Raw genomic sequence first — 22,923 nt, forward strand, 5'->3', positions numbered from 1 at the left:
AGGCTGGAACCGGCCAATTCTTACCGATTCCGGTGGCTTCCAGATCATGTCGCTGGCCAAGATCAGGAAGATCACCGAGCAAGGCGCAATGTTCCAGTCACACATCGATGGCCGCAAGTTCGAACTCACGCCCGAGCGCGCTATGGAGATACAGAGGCTGCTGGGGTCCGACATCCAGATGCAGTTGGACGAATGCATCGCCTATCCCCATTCCGAACAGGAGGCCGAGCGCGCAATGCGCCTGTCTTTGCGCTGGGCGGAGCGGTCCCGCGTGGCCTTCGGGCGACAGCCCGGACGCGGTAACTTTGGCATCGTTCAGGGTGGCATAAACCCACGGCTGAGGCGCGAGAGTGCTGAAGGCCTCGTCGCGATAGGTTTTGAAGGCTATGCGATAGGGGGGTTGGCTGTCGGGGAGGGGCATCAACTGATGCTTGAAGCGATTGAACATACGGTCCCGCACCTGCCGCAGGACAGACCGAGATATCTGATGGGTGTCGGTACACCAGAGGATATTCTGGAGGCGGTTGCGCGCGGTGTCGATATGTTCGACTGCGTCATGCCAACCCGGTCAGGGCGTCACGGCCAGGCCTTTACCCGGTTTGGCAAGATCAACTTGCGCAATGCAAGGCATGCCGATGATCCTCGACCGCTCGACCCGGCGCATGACTGCCCGGCACTGTCGCGCTATTCGCGCGCCTATCTGCACCACCTGATCCGTTCGGGCGAACTGCTCGGCATGATGCTGCTGTCCTGGGCTAACATCGCGTATTATCAATCGTTCATGCGCGAGATGCGAAGCGCCATCGCTGCTGGTTGCTTCGAGTCATTCCGTGCTGCTACGAAGGAGCAGTGGCGCAGGGGCGATGTCGGGGCATAATGTATCCTATCCTGGGAGGCGAACATGCAGTTGTCCGATGAGGTGACCATCCCCGTTTCACGCCAGAAGGTGTGGCAGGCTCTCAACGACCCGGAGGTCCTGCGGCAGTGCATACCCGGGTGCGAGGACATCACCAAGCTGTCCGACACTGAGATGGAGGCGACGGTTACGGTGAAGATGGGTCCTGTGAAAGCCAGCTTCAAGGGAGCTGTCCGGCTCTCGGATATCGATCCACCCAATGGCTACCGGATCTCAGGTGAAGGCAAGTCAATGATGGGCGGGGCAGCAGGCGGCGCCGATGTTCACCTCATCGATGTTCCTGAGGGCACCAAGCTGATCTATCATGTTAATGCCCATGTGACAGGAAAGATTGCGAGCCTCGCTCAGCGCTTTATTGAGCCAACGGCACGGCAGCTCTCCGCCCAATTCTTCGAAACCTTTGCGGAACTTGCTGCGGGCGAGCCTGGCTGAGCTACTTCGCGCCACCGCCCGTGTGTTCTCCTTCGCGGGTCAGGTAATAGGCTGCGATGATCGGCAGGAACGTCACGGCTATCACAAAAATGGCAACGACATTGGTGACAGGCCGCTGACGTGGCCTGATCAGCTCATTGAGCATCCAGATCGGCAATGTGGCCTGCTGGCCAGCCGTGAAGGTGGTTACGATCACTTCGTCAAACGACAATGCGAAAGCCAGCATGCCGCCCGCGAGCAGGGCTGATCCGATCTGCGGCAGCACCACATAGCGGAAGGTTTGGAATCCATCTGCGCCCAGATCCATCGACGCCTCGATCATGCTGCCAGACAGGCGCCTGAACCGGGCCAGCGCGTTATTGTAGACAACTACAATGCAGAAGGTGGCGTGACCTAGAACGATGGTCCAGGTCGAGAATGGCACATCCAGTACGCTGAAGGCGGAACGCAGAGAAATACCAGTGATAATGCCTGGCAGTGCAATGGGAAGGATGAACAGCAGCGAGATATAGTCACGCCCGAAGAAACGAGCGCGCGATACCGCTGCTGCGGCGCAGGTTCCGAGCACCAGGGCGATCAAGGTTGCGATTGCCGCAACCTTGAGTGACAGCCATAGAGCATCCCAGATGTCTTGGCGGTCCCACACCACGGCGAACCATTGCAAGGTGTAGCCCGGTGGTGGAAAGGCGTAGCTCTTTTCCTCTGTCGTGAAGGCGTATACGAAGATCAGGAGCAGCGGAAGATGAAGGAACATGAGCCCCGCAAACGCTGCGATACTCAGGCTAAGCGGTGCGCGAAGGTTCCTGTCAGAGCGCATCGAACGCTCCCATTCGCTTGGCCACGATCAGATAGACCAGCATGACTGCAATCGGCACTACAGTGAAGGCGGCTGCGAGAGGGATATTTCCAGCAGTTCCCTGAAGCGTATAGACGGCCTGTCCGAGAAAGAAGCTGGAGTTACCCACAATCTGGGGAATGATGTAGTCGCCGAGCGTCAAAGAGAAAGTGAAGATCGATCCTGCGATGATACCGGGCAGAGCCAGCGGCAGAATAACCGTTCGAAGGCTTTGGGCGGTAGTTGCGCCGAGGTCGGCTGACGCCTCGAGTAGATTGGCAGGCACCCGTTCGAGCGCTGCCTGGGTGGGCAGGATCATGTAGGGCAGCCAGACATAGCAAAAGACAAGATAGGTGCCGATGTAACTGAACGATAGGGAGGGACCGCCAATCACCGGGATGGCGAGCAGGGTATCCAGCAGCCATGAGAGATGTGCTTGCCCGGCAAGCCAGCTTATGATGCCTTCCTTGGCGAGGATCAGCTTCCAGGCATAGACTTTCACCAGATAGCTGGACCACAGGGGAAGCATAACGAGAAGATAGAACAGTGCCTTCCATTGTCCGCGCGCGTAGCGCGCTGCATAGTAGGAAATGGGAAATGCGATTACTGCACAGGTGACGGTGACAAGGGCGGACATGACGAGTGAACGGATGATCACATCAAGGTTCGAGAGCCTGAGCAATTCGGCGTAGGTGGACAAGGTGAACTCAGGGACGATGAAGCCCGAGAATTCGTCGATCGAATAGAAGCTCTGCAGCAGCAGGGCCAGAAGCGCGCCTAGATAGACGATCCCGAGCCAGAGCAGCGGCGGTACCAGCAGCAGAAGCATGAGCAGGGCCGGGCGACGAACGAACACATCCGACAGGTGGCGAAACGCACTGCCATCAAGCGCTGCAGCGGCGCTCATCCTTCGCCCTCCATGACATGTTCCGACGCTGGATCCCACTGCAGGATGAGTCTCTCGCCCTCATGGAATTTCCCTGCCGAGGATGGCGAGGCGACGTTGATTTCGTAACCATCGTGCGTACGAGTGTTGAGTCGAGTGAAGGCCCCGAGATAGTGTATCGCTGTGATAACTGCCGCGGTATGGCGGCGTCCCTGGGGGACTTGCCCATCGCGCAGAACGACGATTTTCTCTGGCCGGAGACTGATCCAGCGTTGCGGACCTCCCGTGGCCGAGGCGAGGTCTGGAGGAAGAACGTTGGAGGAGCCCACAAAATCCGCGACAAAACGGGTTTGCGGTTGTTCATACACCTGTTCTGGCGTTCCAACTTGGGCAATCTTGCCATCGTTGAAGATGGCCACCTTGTCTGCCATGGAGAGAGCTTCGCCCTGATCGTGGGTCACGAAGATGAAAGTTATGCCAAGGCTGCGTTGCAGGGTCTTGAGTTCCACCTGCATCTGCTCGCGCAGTTTGAGGTCAAGTGCGCCCAAGGGTTCGTCCAGAAGCAGTACTTTGGGCCGATTGACAAGAGCTCTTGCCAGCGCCACGCGCTGCCGTTGGCCGCCAGACAGTTGTGATGGCCGCCGCCCTCCAAATCCCGAAAGCGCGACCATGGCCAGCGCATTCTCTGCCGCTGACGCCCGGGCTTCGCGGCCTACACCCTTGACCATCAGACCATAGGCAACGTTCTCGCGCACGGTCATGTGTGGAAACAGGGCATAGTCCTGAAAAACGGTGTTGACGCTCCGGCGATAGGGCGGGACACCCTCCACGGTTTCGCCGAAAATCTCGATATGGCCTCTGCTTGGCTGTTCGAAGCCCGCAATCAGTCGCAAGCAGGTGGTCTTGCCGGATCCAGACGGTCCAAGGAGCGCAAAGAATTCGCCCTCGGGGATTTCCAGCGAGACATCATCGACAGCCCGAACGTCACCGAAATAGCGGCTGACATGTTGAAGGCTGACGGCTGCAGTCATGGTGCGATCCGGTTCTGCGATTGGGTTCCAACAATAAAATCCCCGGGAAAGATCTCCCCGGGGATGGTCGTGACAGTGACGGACGGGGTCAACGCCCGCCGAGGACGGCGATCATGTCGGTAACCCAACGATAGTAAGGCACGCAGCCTGCCTCCTGGCTTTCGCATTTCGCGACCGGTGTGCGCCAGAAGTGGATCTTGTCAAAGTTATTGATGCCGTTGACTTCACAACCCTGCTCTCCCAGCAGGCTATTGCCCTTGCAGGCGGCCGGCACGGCCGGCACAGAGCCAAACCAGGCCGCAAGGTCGCCCTGAAGCTTGGGACTGATCGAATGCTCAAGCCACATATAGGCACAGTTCGGGTGAGCGGCTTCGGCATGCATCATAGTTGTGTCGGCCCATCCAGTTGCGCCCTCCTGCGGAATGGTCGACTCGATGGGTTGCTTGTCGGCCCGCAGCAGATTGACCTGGAACGGCCAGGACGAAGAGGCCACCACACCCTCGTTCTTGAAATCATCAATCTGGATGAATGCATCATGCCAGTAGCGTCCGACCAGCGGCTTTTGGCTGCGGAGCAGATCGAGAGCAGCCTTGTATTGTTCCTCCGTCAGTTCGTATGGATCCTTGATGCCGAGTTCCGGCCTTTTGGACATCAGGAAGAGTGCTGCGTCTGCAATATAGATCGGCCCATCGAAAGCCTGGATCCTGCCCTTGTTCGACTTACCGTCGGGGAGTGTCTGCTCCTCGAACACTACCGACCAGCTCTTCGGTGGCTCCTTGAAGACGTTGGTGTTGTAGGCCAGAACGTTAGCGCCCCACTGATAGGGAACGCCATAGTGAACGCCCTTCACGGTGTGCCACGGCGCCTTCTGCAGACGCTCATCAACGGTCTTGTAGGAAGGAATGAGGTCGATGTTGATGGGTTGAACGCGCTTTCCGGCGATAAGACGCAATGAAGCATCGCCCGAGGCCGTCACGAGGTCGAAGCCACCTTCATTCATGAGTGCGACCATTTCGTCAGACGTGCCGGCTGTCTTGATGTTGACCTTGCACTGGGTCTTGTTCTCGAATTCCGTGACCCAGTCGAAGTTCTTGTCGGTCTGGCCACGCTCGATATAGCCCGGCCAAGCCACGATATCGACCTGGCCCTCGCCCGGGCCGATCTCTGTTTTCATCTCCTGCGCGAGACCGGTGCCGGCCGTCATTGCGAGCAGCGCGACCGAGACGACCGCTGTCCTGATGCTTGTCATTCTTTCTCTCCCTGCGGGCCAGTTCCTGGCATTCCCACTTGGCAGCGCCTGCCGGCCCATGGCATGCATTCTGGCCTGAAAGTCATTCGAAGTTCAACCCCATCCGAAGGTATCAACCAAACGATGCGCAGTCTATGGATCAAGAACCCCCTTGCAATCATGGCTGACGCGGCCGGCGGGGTGGTCCTGCGTAAGGGGTGCATTGCCGAGTTGCTGAAGGCTGGGCAACGACCAAGCAACCCGGTCGATGAAGAGTTCGATGCCGGCCGCCATGTGGTTCTGCCCGGACTTGTCAATACCCATCACCACTTCTACCAGACTCTGACCAGATCACACCCTCAGGCTATCAACAAGAAGCTGTTTGATTGGCTTCGGGCGCTGTATCCGGTCTGGGCAAGGATTACACCCGAGTCTTTGCGACTCGCCACGAGACTCGCGCTGACCGAGTTGCTTATGTCAGGCGTCAGTACGTCTTCCGATCACCACTATCTTTTTCCGGCTGGCCTCGATGATGCTATGGACATTCAGGTCGAGGAAGCACAGCGTCTGGGCATGCGTTTGACGGTGACGCGTGGTGCTATGAATCTATCGGAAAAGGATGGGGGCTTGCCGCCTGATAGCGTTGTACAGGACGAGGACCTCATACTGGAGGATTGCGAGCGCATCATCCGGCATTTCCACCAGCGTGGCGATGGCGCCATGATTCAGGTTGCGCTCGCTCCATGCTCACCGTTCAGCGTGACGAAATCGCTGATGACAAAATGTGCCGGACTTGCTGAGCAGCATGATTGCCGTCTTCATACGCATCTTGCAGAAACTCATGATGAAGATCAGTACTGCCGAAGCATGTTCGGCATGAGCCCGCTTGACTATCTTGAAGAAACTGGGTGGCTTGGTTCGCGGACATGGCTTGCGCATGGCATTCACTTTTCGGATGGGGATATCCAGCGGCTTGGACGGCATGGCGTAGGCGTCTGCCACTGTCCAACGTCGAATATGGTGCTTGCCTCCGGCCAGTGCCGGACTCGGGAACTCGAAGCGGCGGGCGTGCCGGTTGGTCTCGGTGTTGATGGGTCAGCTTCCAACGATTCCTCAAACCTCATGGAGGGCGTGCGACATGCTCTGATGATAAATCGGCTGACCTATGATGTCTCAGTCACCCATATGGATGTATTGCGTTGGGCGACGGTGGGGTCGGCGCGTTGTTTGGGTCGGAGCGATATCGGAGAAATAGATGTTGGAAAGCAGGCAGATCTCGCCTTTTTCAGTCTGGAAGACCTGCGATTTTCGGGAGCTGGAGACCCCATAGCGGCACTCGTGCTGTGTGGCGCGCACCGAGCCGATCGGGTGATGATCGGCGGCGAGTGGCGCGTGCTGGACGGGCTACCGATAGGCGTCGATGTCTACGCCTTGCGTGCGGCTCATGGCGCTGCTGCCAGGGCGTTTCTGTGAGGGAGCGGACATTGGATCTCGCGGCCGATTACAACAACAGGGCGTTGGTGCCGGGGCATCCTGCCATTATTGCGCGCTGGCAGGCGGAGTCCGAGGCCTATCGTGCCGAGCATTCGTGCGAACTCGATATTTCCTATGGCGCAAAGCCTCGTAACCGACTGGACCTGTTTCCCGGAGTTGCGGTCTCACCGCATCAGCCGATGGTCGTGTTCATTCACGGTGGCTACTGGAAGTCTCTCGACAAGCGTATTTTCAGCCATATCGCCCGAGGTCCCAACAGGCACGGTCTGGACGTGGCAATTGTCGGCTATAGTCTTTGCCCGGAGGTGACCATCTGCGACATTATCGCCGAGATGCGGCAATGCTGTCTGTTCTTATGGGGGTGCTACCGCCGCAAACTGCTGGTTACAGGCCACTCGGCGGGCGGGCACTTGGCCGCTTGCCTTGCTGCCACTCAATGGGAAGACTACGGCCAGCCGCCCGACCTCGTGCAAGCGGGCCTGTCGATCAGCGGCCTGTTCGACCTGAGGCCGCTGATCGCTACGCCACTGAATGACGATCTGGGGCTGAGCCCTGCGGAGGCCCTTGCTGCGAGCCCGCTCGCATGGCCCGTCAAGGGACGCCATGAGTTCGACAGTTGGGTCGGCGGTGCCGAAAGCATTGAATTCCGTCGGCAGGCCCGCTCAATAGCCGCCGCCTGGCGGGGGATCGGATGGGAGGCCCACTATTTCGAGGTAGCTGGTGCAAACCATTTCACGATTGCCGATGCCCTGAGTGACCCGGACCACCCCATGACCATGAGGGTCCGGCAGTTCGCCGGCATATCTTAGATTGCACGATACCGACGAGGCGAGTGCCTGCGGCGAATACCCCCTCCACATTTGGCACGAAGCACCTATATAATCGCCTCATGTCGAAGCAGCCGGTTCATAAAGACGATAATCAGACCGGGGTCATAACCCGGACTGACGCGAAGACAAAAAAGCCTTCGCTTTACAAGGTGTTGCTGCTCAACGACGACTACACGCCAATGGAATTCGTGGTGCTGGTTCTCGAGAGGTTCTTTGGCAAGGGCCGCGAGGAGGCCACCCGCATCATGCTGCATGTCCATCAAAAAGGGGTTGGAGTCTGTGGCGTCTATACTTTCGAGGTCGCTGAGACCAAGGTAACTCAGGTTATGGATTTCGCCCGCAGCCACCAGCATCCCCTCCAGTGCACCATGGAAAAGGAGTAGGCCCATGCCGACATTCTCCCGCAGCCTCGAGAAGGCCCTGCACCGAGCCCTCGCACTGGCCAACGAACGCCGCCATGAGTATGCAACGCTGGAGCATTTGCTGCTGGCGCTCACGGATGACAAGGATGCGGCCGCGGTTCTGAAGGCCTGCAACGTGGATCTGGACGTGCTCCGGCGCAGCCTTGCAACCTACATCGACACCGAACTGGGCCAGATGATTGGCGCCGAACGTGAGGAATCAAAGCCGACGGCAGGGTTCCAGCGGGTGATCCAGCGCGCGGTGATCCATGTCCAGTCGTCCGGACGCGAGGAGGTCACGGGCGCGAATGTGCTCGTGGCGATTTTTGCGGAGCGCGAGAGCCATGCCGCCTATTTCCTGCAGGAACAGGACATGACGCGCTATGATGCAGTCAACTATATCTCGCATGGCATTGCCAAGCGATCCGGCCTGTCTGAGACACGCCCGGTGCGTGGTGTGGAGCAGGATCAGCAGGGTAACGGCGGCAGCGAAGGCGAGGATGCCGGCTCTACCAAGAAAAAGGGAGAAGCCGATGCACTTGAGGCTTATTGCATCAACCTCAACAAGAAGGCGGCAGACGGAAAGGTCGATCCGCTGATCGGCCGCGAGGCAGAGGTGCGCCGGACGATCCAGATTCTGTGCAGGCGGCAAAAGAACAACCCGCTGTTCGTCGGCGATCCGGGGGTCGGAAAGACGGCGATTGCTGAGGGGCTGGCCCGCAAGATCATCAAGGACGAAGTGCCGGAGGTGCTCAAGAACTGCACCGTCTATCAGCTCGACATGGGCGCACTTCTGGCCGGTACGCGATATCGGGGTGATTTCGAGGAACGCCTCAAGGCAGTCGTGAAAGAGATCGAGGCTCGGCCGGGCGCGATCATGTTCATCGATGAGATCCATACCGTGATTGGCGCGGGGGCGACGTCAGGCGGTTCCATGGATGCATCGAACCTGCTGAAGCCGGCGCTGGCCAACGGCGCGCTCAGGTGCATTGGTTCTACAACCTACAAGGAATACCGCCAGCATTTCGAAAAAGACCGGGCGCTGGTGCGTCGGTTCCAGAAGATCGACGTGAACGAACCGTCGATTCCGGACGCAATTGCCATTCTGAAGGGCCTCAAGCCCTATTATGAGGAGTTTCACAAGGTCCGCTTCACCGATGATGCTATCGAAACCGCCGTGCAGCTCTCTGCCCGCTACATGTCAGACCGCAAGCTGCCCGACAAGGCGATAGACGTGATCGACGAGACCGGCGCGTCACAGATGCTGGTTGCTGAAAGCAAGCGGCGCAAGGTGATTGGCGTTCCCGAGATCGAGGCGACGATCGCCACGATGGCGCGGATTCCCGCAAAGACAGTGAGCAAGGATGACGCCTCGGTTCTGCGTAACCTTGAGGCGGATCTGAAGCGAATGGTTTTTGGCCAGGACAAGGCGATCGAAGCCCTGGCCGCTTCCATCAAGTTGGCCAGGGCTGGCTTGCGGGAACCGGAGAAGCCAGTGGGTTGCTATCTGTTCTCTGGCCCGACGGGTGTTGGCAAGACGGAAGTTGCCAAACGCCTGGCCGAGGTGCTTGGCATCAACATGCTTCGGTTCGACATGTCGGAATACATGGAGCGCCACTCGGTTTCGCGGCTGATCGGCGCGCCTCCGGGCTATGTTGGCTTTGACCAGGGAGGGTTGTTGACCGATGGCATCGATCAGCATCCCTATTCCGTCCTGCTGCTGGATGAGATCGAAAAGGCCCATCCGGACCTGTTCAACATACTTCTGCAGGTGATGGACCACGGCAGACTCACGGATCACAATGGGAAATCAGTGGATTTCCGTAACGTCATCCTGATCATGACGACCAATGCCGGCGCGCAGGACATGGCCCGCGAGGCCATCGGCTTTGGCAGCAGCGTTCGCGAGGGTGACGACATGGCGGCGATTCAGCGTCTGTTTACGCCTGAGTTCAGAAATAGGCTTGATGCAGTCATACCATTCGGCCACCTGCCAACTGAGGTCGTGAGAAAGGTGGTAGAGAAGTTTATCCTGCAACTCGAAGCCCAGTTGGCGGAACGGCAGATCAACATCGAGTTGTCTGCTGAAGCTGCGGACTGGTTGTCAGCTAAAGGCTATGATCATCAGATGGGCGCTCGGCCTCTGTCCCGCGTCATACAGGAGCATGTCAAGAAGCCGCTGGCCGAGGAAGTGCTGTTCGGCAAGCTCAGCAAAGGCGGAACGGTGCGTATCCTGTTGAAGGGAGACGCGTTGCACTTTGTCTACCTGGAGCGTGATCAGGAAGCCGCACTTCCGGCGCGACCAGAGCGCAAGGCCCTTCCGAGGGCAACTTCGGCAGAAACCAATCCAGGTGGAGCCAAGGGTAAGCGCAGGCCCCGGGCAAAGCAGGATTGAGCGCTGTTAGGCCTGGTCGAGCGACGTGATTGCGGCGGCGAATTGCTGAATTGCAGTTGGCCGTTTTCTTGTTATTGTGACTTATTGATGAGAGGGGCCATTATGGTTTCCTGGGGAGGAAGGCGTGGCGCAAGCTGCAGCGAAAGCCAGTTCGGAGCGGCCTGTTGCCGTCCGTGTGGCGGATTTACACAAGAAGTTTGGTGAACTTGAGGTTCTCAAAGGCGTATCCTTGAAAGCCAAGGAGGGCGATGTCGTCTCCATCATTGGTGCCTCAGGGTCGGGCAAGTCAACATTTTTGCGCTGCATCAATTTTCTGGAGATGCCGACCGAGGGCCAAATCGAAGTCACGGGCGAGACTGTGTCCCTCGTTCGGCACAGGGACGGCAATCTTCACCCCTCCGACCGGCGCCAGCTGGAGCGCATACGCACCAGGCTGGGCATGGTGTTCCAGAGTTTCAATCTCTGGCAGCACATGACCGTGCTGCAGAATGTAATCGAGGCCCCGGTCCACGTGCTTGGCATTCCCAAGTCAGAGGCTATTGCACGCGCTGAGAAACTGCTCAACAAGGTCGGGCTCTATGACAAGCGTGATCAGTACCCGGCGTTTCTCTCGGGCGGCCAGCAACAACGTGCAGCTATCGCACGTGCGCTCTGCATGGAACCCAAGGTCATGCTGTTCGACGAACCAACCTCTTCTCTCGATCCGGAACTCGTTGGTGAGGTATTGCGCGTGATCCGCGAACTGGTGGAGGAGGGTCGTACCATGATCCTGGTCACGCATGAAATGAAGTTCGCCCGCGACGTGTCGGATCACGTGATCTACCTCTACAAGGGTGTCATCGAAGAAGAGGGACCACCCATGCAGGTTTTTGGCGCGCCGCAAAGCGAGCGTTGCCGACAATTTGTTTCCGGGGTTCATTAAAGGACCCAGGGAGAGCAAGAAATGTCAAACAGGGAGTGAATGACATGAACGTGAAGAAACTTCTTATCGCAGCAGCGGCGGCACTGACCATTGGTGCCACATCTGCAAAGGCTGACCTTGTTTTTGCTACGGATACCTCCGCCTATCCGCCCTTTACGTCCAAGAATGCGGCTGGCGAATGGGAGGGCTGGGAATATGATTTCATGAATGCGCTGTGCGCAGAAATGAATGAGAAGTGCACGATGATCGCCATTGCGTGGGATGGTATCATTCCAGCTCTTCTGGAGAAGAAGATGGATGGTATTCTTGGCTCGATGTCGATCACCGACAAGCGCAAGGAAGTGATTGATTTCTCGGATATGTACTACAATTCAGCAGCGGTGATCATCGGTGCAAAGACCGGTGATTTGGATTTCACGCCCGAGCATCTATCCGGCAAGACCATCGGTGTACAGGGCGCCACCATCCACCAGAACTACGTCGACAAATATTATGTGCCGAAGGGCGCAATCGCAAAGGCCTATCAGAAGCAGGATGAGGCCAATGCGGACCTCGCCGCTGGGCGCGTTGACTATCTGATGGCTGATGGCGTTGCATTGCGTGACTATCTCATGTCGGATGAAGGTAAGGCCTGTTGCGAACTCAAGGGCGCTGTTCCAGACGACAAGGAGGTTCTGGGCTACGGTGTTGGCGTAGGCCTCCGCAAGGAGGATACCGCTCTGCGCGACAAGATCAACGCTGCCATCAAGTCTCTCTCTGCCAAGGGTTATTTCGAGGAACTCACCAAGAAATATGGACTTGACGGGTTGATGACGCTCCCTCCCAAGGGTTGAGAGACCCAAACGGCCGCCCCACGGGGCGGCCGTTATTGATTGGGTGACAGTCATGTTTCCGGAAATTTTGTCGTTTGGAGATCAGGGCTTCGGTGACGAGTTGCTGCGAGGGACGCAGTACACGCTCGTGATTGCCGTCAGTGCCTTTCTGCTCGGCACAGTACTTGGCCTGCTGGGCGCTGCGGCAAAACTCTATGGTGGCCATGTCGGCCGTGCTGTGGGCGGAATCTATACCACCGTTGTCCGCTCAGTCCCGGAACTTGTCCTGATTCTGATTCTCTACTTTGCAGGGACCCGTGGCATCAATACACTTCTTGGAAGTGTTGGCATCGAGCCGATCGAGGTGAATGCCACACTCGCTGCCATTCTTGTGCTCGGTGTGGTGCAGGGAGCGTACCATACGGAGGTTTACAGGGCGGCGATCCAGGCAGTGCCGCAGGGTCAGATCGAAGCGGGACGTGCATTTGGCATGGGACGATTGCTGATCTTCCGGCGAGTTACGGGTCCCGCAATGCTGCCCAACGCAATCCCTGGACTTTCGAATCTCTGGCTTATCGTCATCAAGGACACGGCGCTGGTTGCCGTTGTCGGGAATGTCGAGCTTTTGTCCATTACTGCGTCAGCTGCTGCATTCACGAAGAAATACATGCTGTTCTATCTGACAACAGCGCTGATCTACCTGGCGATTACCCTGATTTCGAACTATTTCATCGGGCTCCTGGAACGCCGGTATCGGCGCGGCCAGGGTAGCCTCGCCTGAGGTGGCTGGATGAACTGGGGCTGGTTTCCTGAGTATCTCCCTCTGCTGCTGCAGGGCATATGGCTGACCATTCAGCTTCTTGTGCTCTCGATGATCTTTGGGTTCATCATCGGCATTCCAGTGGGTCTTGTTCAGGTTACCGGTCCACGTTGGCTTGCTGCCATCGCGAAAGCCTACTGTACGGTGATGAGGGGCACGCCGCTTCTTGTGCAGTTGTGGTTGCTCTACTTCGGGCTTGGGTCGATTTTTGCTGCTTATCCGGAGATCAGGCAAAGTTCGCTCTGGCCAATCTTGCGGGAGGGATACTTCTATGCGGTTCTCGCCTTCTCCATAAATGAGGGTGGCTATGCCGGAGAAATCATGCGTGGGGCGTTCCTGTCGGTTCCCAAGGGTGAACTGGAGGCAGGCCGGGCCTTCGGCATGTCGCGCTGGGGAGTGCTGTCTCGAATATGGTTTCCGCGGGCAGTCCGCAACGTATTGCCGACCCTCGCTGGCGAGACCGTACTGATGCTGAAAGCCACGCCACTGGCTGCCACCGTTACGGTGCTCGATATCTTCGGCGTTATCCTGCGGGTCCGCCAGAATACCTACCTCACATATGAACCACTGCTCGTAGGAGCGGCACTCTACATGGTGCTGACGCTGATCATCACCCAGCTCTTCGGCCGTATCGAGAGCCGTGTTCCGAGCCGCAGATGATTGAGGATACATTTGCACGTTACTTTCCAGATCTGGTAGCCATCCGGCACGACATACATGCCCATCCAGAAATGCTGTTCGAGGAGTTTCGCACTTCGGGGATCGTGGCAGCTGAACTCCAGCGCCTTGGTTTCCGGGTGACGACGGGTGTCGCCAAGACAGGTGTGGTCGGAACCATCAGCAATGGAACCTCATCACGGACCATAGGTATCCGGGCCGATATGGATGGGCTGCCAATTGATGAGCGGACCAACCTCAGCTACGCCTCTCGCTATCCGGGCAAGATGCACGCGTGTGGTCATGACGGGCACACCGTGATGCTGCTGGGCCTCGCACGATACCTTGCCGAAATGCGCCGGTTCGATGGTACGGTACATCTTATCTTCCAGCCTTCTGAGGAAGATGAGGGCGGCGCCTTGCGGATGATAGAGGACGGGCTTTTCACCCGGTTTCCGTGTGATAGGGTCTTCGCGCTGCATAATCTGCCAGGAGAACCAGAAGGCCAGATATTGGTAAGGCCAGGACCGATTACCGCGTGTTGTGACGTTCTTACGATCGTTGTTGAAGGTGTGGGTGGGCACGGTGGCCTGCCGCAGAAGTCGGTTGATCCCGTGGTCGCTGCCGCCAATATTGTGACCGCACTGCAGACCGTCGTGTCTCGCAATGTTGATCCGCTTGATCCCGTTGTCCTGACAGTGGGTGCGATCAACGGAGGCTCAATGGCCACTGTGATACCCGGTTCAGTGCGGATGCTGGTTGGCCTCCGCACGATGACGGAGCCCGTTCGCGACATGGTGATCTCACGCATCCGTGAAATCATTACGCTCCAGGCACGCTCATTTGGGTGCTCGGCGGCGATTGATGCCGGTCAGGACAGCTGGAGTTATCCTGCTGGTTGCAATTCAATTGCTGAAGCGGCTTTGGTGCGCGAGGTCGCTCTCGAGATGGGGCAGGATGCAGACAAGGTTGATATCCGCGGCCCCTTCATGTTTTCCGAGGACTTCTCTTTCATGCAGCAAGTGGTGCCATCATGTTATTTTGGTCTTGGTGCGGGGAAGGGACCAATGCTGCACGACCCCGCCTATGACTTCAACGATGCGCTGCTCCTTAAGGGTCCGGGCTTCTGGGCGCGGCTCGTCGAGAAGGCACTGCCTCAGGCATAGGGCCCTTCCAGACCCAGTTGTCGCATGAGGCTTGCGTAGGCATTGAATGTCCGGATGAGTTCGGCGCCGTGTCGGTCAATCAGCCGCTGTCTTTGGTCTTGACTGGCAGCCGTGGCAAAGCTTCCCCAGACAGCCGCCATGGTTTCAGCATGGCTTCGCGCCGTTTCTGTTGCCTGATGGTTTGCTACGGCGCGGGCCAGTGTCTGCGCAGAACATTTGCCTACGCCCGCGACCGTGAGCGGGCCTGCCAGTGTATATGTATCTGGCAGGTCTCCCTTGAGATTGACGACCTCCCTGAACCGAATGGCTCGTGTGATCTGATCGACCGCCTGCTTGGCGCCCTCGACCCGTGAGACGTGCTCCGTATCCGCAGCGGCATGTGGAAGCAACTCAAGCCGATCTGGATATTTTTGTGCCAACGGCAAATAGGGAACCATGGGGCCAGATGTCTCCCCGGTTGTCTGGTGAACAAAAAGATCTGCATCGATCGCTGCATAACGAACTTTTCCCGCGGCCATGGCAGAATCCAAGGCAGCAGCATCAACACATTCGCCCCGATCGTAATTGATGAGGATCGATCCGTCCTTCAGTCTTTTCAGGACGCTGGTGTTGATCACATTTGCATTTACATGTGTACCGGTAGCTGAATTGAGCGGACCGAGCCCTGTGTGTACTGACAGGACATCAGCACCCTGCGCTGCGTCCTCTGGGGTTGGCGCGTAGATGAAACCTTCGGACTCAATCCAAGGCCTGTGGCGGCTGCGGGCATGAACTGTCACAATCATCCCGAAGGCCTGTGCCAGTTTGGCCATTTCACGGCCAATGTTTCCATATCCAATAATGGCGATCCGTTTGCCTTCGATCTTCTCTGTTGGATAGCGCATCAGATCTCGCCCTGTGTCAAATTGACCGGCAGCGGTGAGTTCATGCATCTCATTGACTGGAAGATCAGGGAGTACCTTCAAAAGTGCTTTGAACGCCATCTGCGCCGTGGCGCGACTGTTGAATGAGGGAGTGTTCATGAGAGGTGCTTGGCCACCCTCGCCATTGCCTCCTCCCCAGGAAGCTGAGCCCATATTCCCCGTTCCGGCTCCGATCCGAACCCCACCTTCCTTGAAGATGGATTCTCGCGGGAGAAAAGTTGCAGCCGCGATTACGGCATCATACTGACCCTTGTCGGTGAGCGGACGGATCTCATCGGGCTTTGAAAGCTGAGGTTGATAGAAGAAGTGGATACCACCAGGCTGTAGAGTGAGGCTTGGGTCCCAGGCCTCTTCGTGGAACACGTCTCCATTGGCGAGAATATGCGCCTTGACAGCCGAGCAGTCTGGTTTGCCATCATGGTTCAATTTCAACCCGACATGATCGCAAATGAGAACCTTATATGCCCGATCGGGATCATCTTTCCTCACCGCATGCGCTGACACTTCTGGCGCGGGGAATGTGACACCGTGCTTTGAAAGCTCCTCTTCGATGACTACAGCGCGGGCCCGGTGATAGGCATAGTGTAGATTATCGAGCAGTGCCGTGATGTCTTCAACAGGCCGGATACCGCCGATCCAGGCGCGGTAATCACCTGGTGTGCCAGGAAATGCATTGAGGTATCTCGCCGTGTCGAGACCCTCCTCATGAATACCGTTTGGGTGAGTTATACCCTCGTAGGACAACAGTTGCTTGGAGCGGGCGATGATACGGTCATGAAGAGCAGGATCGATGCTTGCAGCCTCTCGGACCTTGATCAGTGTGACTGCCGCGCCACGGTGATCCGGATCGGCAACGCCTGGTTCGAACAGAGTATTATGCCGCATCCACTCATTGACGATATTCCGATTCAGCGCGGAGCGACGATTAAGCTCACCGATTGAGCCGATTGTTTTCTCGACCCGCTGAAGTCCGAAGGTTGTTTCCGCGAAGGCAAGGGTTGAAAAAGTATTAATGACTCCGCCCAGCATGCGATCCTCGACAGGGTCATAGAGAGGACCCAGTCGAACTGTCCGCTCCCCCGTCAGTGGCTTGCGGGGATCAACAGGGACGGCCAGTTTGAGCTGCCGGGGAATGGCCCAAGAAGGATTTTTCTGGTTGGACTCAACGAGACTCAGAGCCTGTGGGGTAAGGGAGATCACATAGTAGCCAGAAACGCCGCCAATGGCTTTTTGAAATGGCATGAACAGGCAGCACTTTGACATGACCCTCGCGACAAGTTCCTCCCCCCATGGCATGGCGCCAAGCATCGAGGTGGCGTCAAGAATGGCGTGGTGCTCGGAGGGATTGCTGTCAATCCAGTCGAGAAGGTTCAAGATGTCAGCCCTGGAATAGGTGGTGGCCCCGGTGGTCTCATGACCCACACCGAATACGATTCTAATGCCCATGCGCTCAAGGGCATCAGGTGAAGGAACTCCACCTTCTGAAGCAGCAAAATGAAGGCGGTCTTCATCACTGCTCTGGGCATAGCGCATCATCTCAATGATCTGTGAACCCCAGCTTTGACGGAAGAAGCCTCCTGTCTTGGAAGCTTCCGACTCTGGCCGCGGCGTATCAACGTAGACATGCTGGCTAGGATCTCTGCTGGTAAGCAGATGAAGAGCACAAACAGTAAAACCCGAATGACCGCCACCCAGCCCCACGGCAAGCCGATTGTCTCTCGGAAACGCAAAGTAACGATGGATCGCCCGCATCATGTCGAGGAGGACTTTGTCGGCCGGGTATCCGCGATGCATCGACCGGCCAATCTCGGCCACAGTAAATGGCCCAAGGTCGCAACCCTTGTCGTCAAGTTTGCGGTAGGTCGCTTCAACCCAGGCCTCGAAGGCAAAGCGCAGGGAACGACCATCGGCCTCGTCTGTAACCATGTCAGTGATGGGCCCCACACCAAAGAAAGGATTTCTTGTTCTCGGGGGCAGGGGTCCGGAGGTTGCCTCAATGGATTCAAGCCTTGCAGCTTCAAGGCGTCCTATCCTGGTCTGGTCCATTCATGCCTCCTTACGCGTGCTGCAGTCATTGGGGTTGGCTCCGACTGGCAGCCGTCAAAAAACATCCTGCAGGCCGCTAGCTCGGTCCTGGCTCAATGCTTGGTAAAAGCTGGTGTAGCGGAAATCGCAACTCTGCCGATTAATAGCCCGTCTTGATCGGTCCGTAAACCTACCAAAAAATCTGGCGTTGGACACATGGTCCTTATGCGAAAAAACAGAAACCTTCAGATGATTTCCATTCAGTTGGTTTGCCGAAGTCGACCTAAACCCAGATATCCCTGCCTAGTAGGCGATGCTAGACGAAGGAGGTATCCTGAACTACTGCTACCTACGACAACATGATTGGCTGCAAAAGCACGCGAGGCCAAGGGTGTGATCACTCGCCTTCCGTCATTGTCCAAGGAGTACTCAAGTTGAGTTATCCACCGTCTCGTTTCATACACTTATTGGGATAGTCAATTATGTGAGACTCGAGAGTTGACCGACCGAAATGGCATCGTCATCAGGCGCACAAGGCTTGTCTCCTGTATGCTGCTAAACTCCTCAAGACCCAGATTTATGTTGCTGTTCACTGGCGTGGTCACTGGGTGATAGGTACCCAAAACAGTCCCAAAACTAAAATATCAACAAGAAAATCTCAAAGTAATCGTTCCAATGAGCAGAGTGATAAGTTTCATTCATATGTGGGGCTACAAGTAAGATCCACAGAAGCCCGTCGGCTGACTCTGCAACTTGACATTCGCATGGTTAAAGTTGGTTATGATATTCTACGCCAACAAGAATGCAATGAATGCAGAAACTGGAATACCAAGAACAATTGCCAGTGGCGTACGCAGTATAGTAATCCATAATGATTAGAGTGGGTGAATCCTGTTGACTTTGGAGACGTCCATTTCTGTATCGGCGTGGTGCGCACGATGAAGTCGCCACAGCACACTAGTCGAATGAGACAGGAGATGCTGAGAATAGAACAAAGCATCTAATGCCAAAAAGACGATTACTACCTCTGCATAGAAGCCATGGACAACCAGTTCATAAGACCACGACCAGACGAATTAATCCAGAGCAATCCACCCAACGTAATGTCGCACAGCGGGATGCCCATCATAAGCAAAGCAAATAAGAAGACACCGCAATTACCATGTCAGCGCATGCCTCTCTTCGAAACATGGTCTCGCTGAGGTCACGCGGTCTCTCGAACGGCAAAAATCTCGAAAACCAGTACGGGAATCATAAGTCGCGTCGTCAAGCGAAATTCCATTTTGCCCAGTCCTGGACACTAGAATGGGGCACTTTTCATACATTAGAAATGCATCCGCAAATTATTACAGTCTATAGTCACTGACCGAGAATTTGTGAGGTTTTGTGCGGTACTGTGATGGGCAATACCGTGTCCAAAAATGATCATTTTTCGCTTAGTGTTGGACAAAACTGCTTGCATTTGTTTGGGAGTCAGTAATCTAATGAGCCAGGTGCTTCAAGCATGAGTGGAATGTCATATAGATAGAAAATAGACCGCGATTATGGATCATGACAAATTGACGGCAGAAACACGAATTGTTTGAAAAGGATTCCTGATTTTATCTCGTCGAGACCTAAAAGCTATACAGGTCTCGATTCTTATCGGATGACCAAGCATGCTATGCAAAAAGGGCAGAAACCGAAGAGCCCATGACGTCGTAGCACCTAGGTCCAGTCAGTTTTCTCACCGGCATGATGCGGCGGGACATCACCGGCAAATTATTGAACAGAGCGCATCTTAGACAGGCGTGGATCCCATATACCGCCAAATTCAAGCATGTGACGGATTTGAGCGTAGTTGATGAGAAAATAGGCCATGTGATCGTGCAGTTCAGGGCGGGAGTCAATAATCTTGGTCAAATAGGTTACCAGCATCCGTTCATCTGTGCCGCGTTCTGCAAGAACCCGTGCAATGGATGTCTCTAGCTTTCTGATATTTGGAGTTGCAGATCTATTGCGGGGTGGGGGGGCAAGATTGACAAAACTCTGAACGCGCCATGCAAAATTCAACGGATCATATACCCGGTTGAGGAGCCAGCGCATTCCAAGTTGCTGATATTCGAGGGTCATCAGTTTGGGAAGAATGTTCGTTGACGTAAGATTTCCCAGTGTGAAGTTGCCATCACTGATCAGGCGACCTTCATTCGAAAGGCGCTCATAAAGCGGTGTTGAATGTGGCGCTACGAGCATTCCGATCTGGGCGATAGGAACCGGTAACTGCTGGATGAAGTGAGCCTGTTGATCGAAGATGTCTGGACCATCATGATCAAAACCAACAATAAATCCTGCAATCACCATGATCCCAAGGCGAGCGAATTTCTCTACTGCAGTAACAAGATCAATCTTGAGGTTTTGTCGTTTGTTGGTTTCCTGGAGGCTGTCAGAGTTAGGTGTCTCAAGCCCAATGAAAACTTTATTGAGACCTGCTCTCCGACAGAGTTGAAGCACGTCAGCATCACGAGTTATGTCTATGGAGAGTTGTGTGCCTAGCCTCACTCGACCGGAGGGCCGACAATTGTTCCACTTCTCGATCTCAATGAGTAGCTCTGTTGCGCGGCGCCGCATCACGGTCAAATTGTCATCAGCGAGCAGGACGTCGCGGAAACCGCAGTTATACAGGTAGTCGAGTTCTGAAATGACTTGTTGAGGGTCTTTCCAGCGCTGCTTCCGGCCTGCGTATTGAATGACATCACAAAACTCACACTCGAAGGGACAGCCGCGAGATGTCTGAACCTGCGCGCCCATCGCCAAGTCGGTTGGATAAATCATCCAATTTGGTATCGGGCTCTTGCGCATATCCGGTTTGCCGCCGTCATATTGATGTTTCCAGGTGCCTTGGTGAATTGAGGTAAACAGCTCAATTGCAATGTCCTCAGCTTCTCCAAGAATCAGGATGTCGCAATGATCTCTTACGTCTTTGCTGTTGAGGCTTGCGTAGGGCCCACCAATAATCACAAGTTTCCCTCGACGGCGGAATTCATCTGCAAGCTCTTTGATCCGAGTTCTTTGTGTGACTTTTCCGGTCAAACCGACAACGGCTGCCGGAGTGTCAAAATCGACAGTCTGTACACGCTCATCGCAAATCGATATCGACCAGTCAGAGGGAGCAAGTGCTGCGATGGTAGGGGTTGTCAGATCAGCAATTCCGGTTGCGTGTCCCAGGTCCCAGGCTTCGAGGAACTCGGTACCATAGTATGAGGGCCACGGTTCGCGTGGGTTTATGAGATAAAGCGATTTGTCGATCATCTTCAGTTCAAAGATCTACTAGAATGGGCATTGTTTACGAGGTCTTCCAATGTATAAATTGACCATTACGTTTATTGGGGTTAAGCGACAATAGTTTGTTGCATTTCCATGTTTCTCGATGACACTGAAGGTGTTGCCATATGCATTTTGATGCAAAGTTGTCGCCGGCGTTTTTTCCGTCGCGAAAAGTTGGGTGCTTGGCAACAACGTCGCTGCTTGTTCTTCCGTGTTTGCTGTCATCAACGACGTGGGCAGACCAGTTCTCAGCAGATGTTCCGTATATTTCAATCACCGGTGGTTATTTTTTCAATGATAGTCAAGAAAACTTCTCGGTTGACCGATCCGATGCCCGAGTTGACGAACTCGAACCTCTTGAACCTGGTTCTGACGCTATGTTTGCAGCTGTCAGCATGGGACAAGAGTTGAGTAAAGGTTGGAGTTGGAGGGCAACAGCGCAAGCTCTTTCGACAAGAGAGGCCAGTAGCAAAACTCATCCTGATGCTGGCTCGATCGATAAGCAGTGGGCTACCAATGATCTTGATCTGCTGACCCTTGATCTGGACATCGGTTATGAACTGCCTGCGCCTGTTGGCGTTGATCTTCGGTTATATGCTGGCCCACGGGTCATGCATGCAACCAATAAGATTGATTATGGCTACGAGGGCGAGGACAAATTAGGAAGTTTTGAGAGCCGTTACGAACATTATAATGCCGTGTCTGCCGTGGGTGCGAGGCTTGGCGTTGATGCGGTGTTGCCTGTCGAGCCGTCTGGCCCTCGTCTTGCTGGCTCTATCTCAGGTTCTGCACTCTACGGCAGTTTCAATAATCATCTGACCGTTGAAGGCACAGGGCAGTCGGGCGGGCGAAATCACGTTGAGGATGGGTGGATTTACAATCTTGAGGCATCTGCTGCGGTTCAATTCGATCTATCTGAAATATCTAGTATAGAGCTTGGATATCGGGCCCAGCAGTGGTGGGACCTGCTTGAATCAGTCGAGGATGCTCAGGGAGGGGCGGGAGATTACTCAGAGGGAAGCCGATCAGATCTTCTTGTCCACGGCCCCTATGTGACCTTCAAATTGAAGCTCGGTTCAAAACCGTAGATTTCTTGCTTCTTAAAGAATTCCGGTAATCTCGCTTGAAAAAAATGCGTCGGCCCGGGTTGATGGATCGGCACGCACGGATCAGGGCGCGTACGTCCTCTGACCGGACTATTCTAACTGTGGTGAGGGCTGCTGAGTCGGCCTCCCGCAAGTGACAGGGCGTAAGGTCGGTCTCTTCGCGTAGCCATGCCTCGCCTGCATCCTTGGTTGTCAGAATCCATCCACAATAGCCAACTAGTCTGTCGCCGTCGAAACCAGCAACGTGGCTGCCACTTGATATCTGATGACGAAGGGCGGTCAGCAATGTGCTGGCCCTGAACTGATCAAATGGAGCCTCGGCAGCGACAAAATCAGCGACCAGTCCGAGCGCTTCAAAACCAGGTCTGAACTTGCGAATATGGATCAACCTGCCACCTTTTTCAGAAGTTTTCCTGGTATAGCTTCGTTGTTATGATCCCAGACAAAATGAGAGCCGATTGTCAACCGTACAGGTAAGCCAGTATTTACGGAGGCGGTGACCAATATGCTTAGGCTAAGGTAGGGTTTTGTGATCTGGGCGGTAGTTTGTCTTTTGAGCCCAGCTGCGAAATTGTGCGAGGCGCGAAGATTGTCGCAGGGCTAGCTGTGTTCCAGTCGGAAGGTATCGAGGCGCAGAATGGTCGCTCTGAGGAAGCAGTTTGGTCTCTGTCTTGGCAGGTCGGTATCACGTTGGATCGGTTATGGCTACCCAAGCACATCTGGCAATGAGATATCGGCTTT

The 22,923-nt window shown here is 55.5% G+C and carries 19 protein-coding genes; 12 read left to right on the top strand and 7 right to left on the bottom strand.

From position 1 onward, the window contains the following. Positions 1-877: tRNA guanosine(34) transglycosylase Tgt (gene tgt, locus ACILRN_RS05425; protein ID WP_395686287.1), on the top strand; the 877-nt coding region annotated here is incomplete at its 5' end. 24 nt (positions 878-901) lie between these two features. Then, positions 902-1,348 carry a CoxG family protein gene (locus tag ACILRN_RS05430; protein WP_395686289.1) on the top strand — a complete coding sequence of 149 codons (447 nt, stop codon included), beginning with the start codon at positions 902-904 and terminating at the stop codon, positions 1,346-1,348. 1 nt (position 1,349) lies between these two features. Here ACILRN_RS05430 and ACILRN_RS05435 read toward each other — a convergent pair whose 3' ends face one another. The 4 genes from ACILRN_RS05435 to ACILRN_RS05450 all read right to left on the bottom strand — a co-directional run bounded on the left by ACILRN_RS05435 (position 1,350) and on the right by ACILRN_RS05450 (position 5,304). After that, entirely contained in the window at positions 1,350-2,165 is an 816-nt protein-coding gene (locus ACILRN_RS05435) for an ABC transporter permease (protein ID WP_395686291.1), read from the bottom strand. Further along, positions 2,155-3,090: an ABC transporter permease gene (locus ACILRN_RS05440; protein WP_395686293.1), complete on the bottom strand. Its 936-nt coding sequence runs from the start codon at positions 3,088-3,090 to the stop codon at positions 2,155-2,157. The genes ACILRN_RS05435 and ACILRN_RS05440 overlap by 11 nt, the downstream gene beginning before the upstream one ends. Further along, positions 3,087-4,100, bottom strand: a complete 1,014-nt coding sequence (locus ACILRN_RS05445) for an ABC transporter ATP-binding protein (RefSeq protein ID WP_395686295.1) — start codon at positions 4,098-4,100, stop codon at positions 3,087-3,089. Before ACILRN_RS05445 ends, ACILRN_RS05440 begins: the two co-directional genes overlap by 4 nt. 88 nt (positions 4,101-4,188) lie before the next feature. Continuing rightward, on the bottom strand, positions 4,189-5,304 hold the full coding sequence (locus tag ACILRN_RS05450) for an ABC transporter substrate-binding protein (protein WP_395686317.1): 1,116 nt from the start codon (positions 5,302-5,304) through the stop codon (positions 4,189-4,191). A 168-nt stretch (positions 5,305-5,472) separates the two neighbouring features. On the opposite strand from ACILRN_RS05450, the gene ACILRN_RS05455 reads away from it, so the two are divergent. From ACILRN_RS05455 to ACILRN_RS05495, 9 genes are all read left to right on the top strand, one after another. Then, positions 5,473-6,801 (top strand): 8-oxoguanine deaminase, encoded by a 1,329-nt coding sequence (locus tag ACILRN_RS05455; RefSeq protein WP_395686297.1) that lies wholly within the window; start codon positions 5,473-5,475, stop codon positions 6,799-6,801. Between the two features lie 11 nt (positions 6,802-6,812). Then, the gene (locus tag ACILRN_RS05460) at positions 6,813-7,631 is read left to right on the top strand and encodes an alpha/beta hydrolase (RefSeq protein WP_395686299.1); all 819 of its coding nucleotides are present in this window, start codon (positions 6,813-6,815) and stop codon (positions 7,629-7,631) included. An 80-nt stretch (positions 7,632-7,711) separates the two neighbouring features. Continuing rightward, positions 7,712-8,035, top strand: a complete 324-nt coding sequence (clpS, locus tag ACILRN_RS05465) for an ATP-dependent Clp protease adapter ClpS (RefSeq protein ID WP_395686301.1) — start codon at positions 7,712-7,714, stop codon at positions 8,033-8,035. 4 nt (positions 8,036-8,039) lie between these two features. Beyond that, positions 8,040-10,448: an ATP-dependent Clp protease ATP-binding subunit ClpA gene (clpA, locus tag ACILRN_RS05470; protein ID WP_395686302.1), complete on the top strand. Its 2,409-nt coding sequence runs from the start codon at positions 8,040-8,042 to the stop codon at positions 10,446-10,448. A 124-nt stretch (positions 10,449-10,572) separates the two neighbouring features. Then, on the top strand, positions 10,573-11,370 hold the full coding sequence (locus ACILRN_RS05475; protein ID WP_395686303.1) for an ABC transporter ATP-binding protein: 798 nt from the start codon (positions 10,573-10,575) through the stop codon (positions 11,368-11,370). A gap of 44 nt (positions 11,371-11,414) precedes the next feature. Further along, positions 11,415-12,203 carry a transporter substrate-binding domain-containing protein gene (locus ACILRN_RS05480; RefSeq protein WP_395686305.1) on the top strand — a complete coding sequence of 263 codons (789 nt, stop codon included), beginning with the start codon at positions 11,415-11,417 and terminating at the stop codon, positions 12,201-12,203. A gap of 52 nt (positions 12,204-12,255) precedes the next feature. Further along, positions 12,256-12,963 carry an ABC transporter permease gene (locus ACILRN_RS05485; RefSeq protein ID WP_395686306.1) on the top strand — a complete coding sequence of 236 codons (708 nt, stop codon included), beginning with the start codon at positions 12,256-12,258 and terminating at the stop codon, positions 12,961-12,963. A gap of 9 nt (positions 12,964-12,972) precedes the next feature. Further along, complete coding sequence (locus ACILRN_RS05490; protein WP_395686308.1) at positions 12,973-13,662, top strand: ABC transporter permease; 690 nt, start codon at positions 12,973-12,975, stop codon at positions 13,660-13,662. Beyond that, complete coding sequence (locus tag ACILRN_RS05495) at positions 13,659-14,825, top strand: M20 aminoacylase family protein (RefSeq protein ID WP_395686310.1); 1,167 nt, start codon at positions 13,659-13,661, stop codon at positions 14,823-14,825. Before ACILRN_RS05490 ends, ACILRN_RS05495 begins: the two co-directional genes overlap by 4 nt. Here ACILRN_RS05495 and ACILRN_RS05500 read toward each other — a convergent pair. From ACILRN_RS05500 to ACILRN_RS05510, 3 genes are all read right to left on the bottom strand, one after another. Beyond that, positions 14,816-17,794, bottom strand: a complete 2,979-nt coding sequence (locus ACILRN_RS05500; protein WP_395686312.1) for an NAD(P)-dependent oxidoreductase — start codon at positions 17,792-17,794, stop codon at positions 14,816-14,818. The two genes, ACILRN_RS05495 and ACILRN_RS05500, sit on opposite strands and share 10 nt — an antisense overlap. An 854-nt stretch (positions 17,795-18,648) precedes the next feature. Beyond that, complete coding sequence (locus tag ACILRN_RS05505; protein ID WP_395686319.1) at positions 18,649-18,825, bottom strand: sterol desaturase family protein; 177 nt, start codon at positions 18,823-18,825, stop codon at positions 18,649-18,651. 709 nt (positions 18,826-19,534) lie between these two features. Continuing rightward, positions 19,535-21,061 carry a radical SAM protein gene (locus ACILRN_RS05510; protein ID WP_395686314.1) on the bottom strand — a complete coding sequence of 509 codons (1,527 nt, stop codon included), beginning with the start codon at positions 21,059-21,061 and terminating at the stop codon, positions 19,535-19,537. Between the two features lie 140 nt (positions 21,062-21,201). On the opposite strand from ACILRN_RS05510, the gene ACILRN_RS05515 reads away from it, so the two are divergent. Then, positions 21,202-22,164 (top strand): Lpg1974 family pore-forming outer membrane protein, encoded by a 963-nt coding sequence (locus tag ACILRN_RS05515; protein ID WP_395686316.1) that lies wholly within the window; start codon positions 21,202-21,204, stop codon positions 22,162-22,164. The last annotated feature ends 759 nt before the right edge of the window (positions 22,165-22,923 follow it).

Origin of the sequence: Aestuariivirga sp., assembly GCF_044238155.1 — a bacterium.
GTDB lineage: Bacteria > Pseudomonadota > Alphaproteobacteria > Rhizobiales > Aestuariivirgaceae > Aestuariivirga.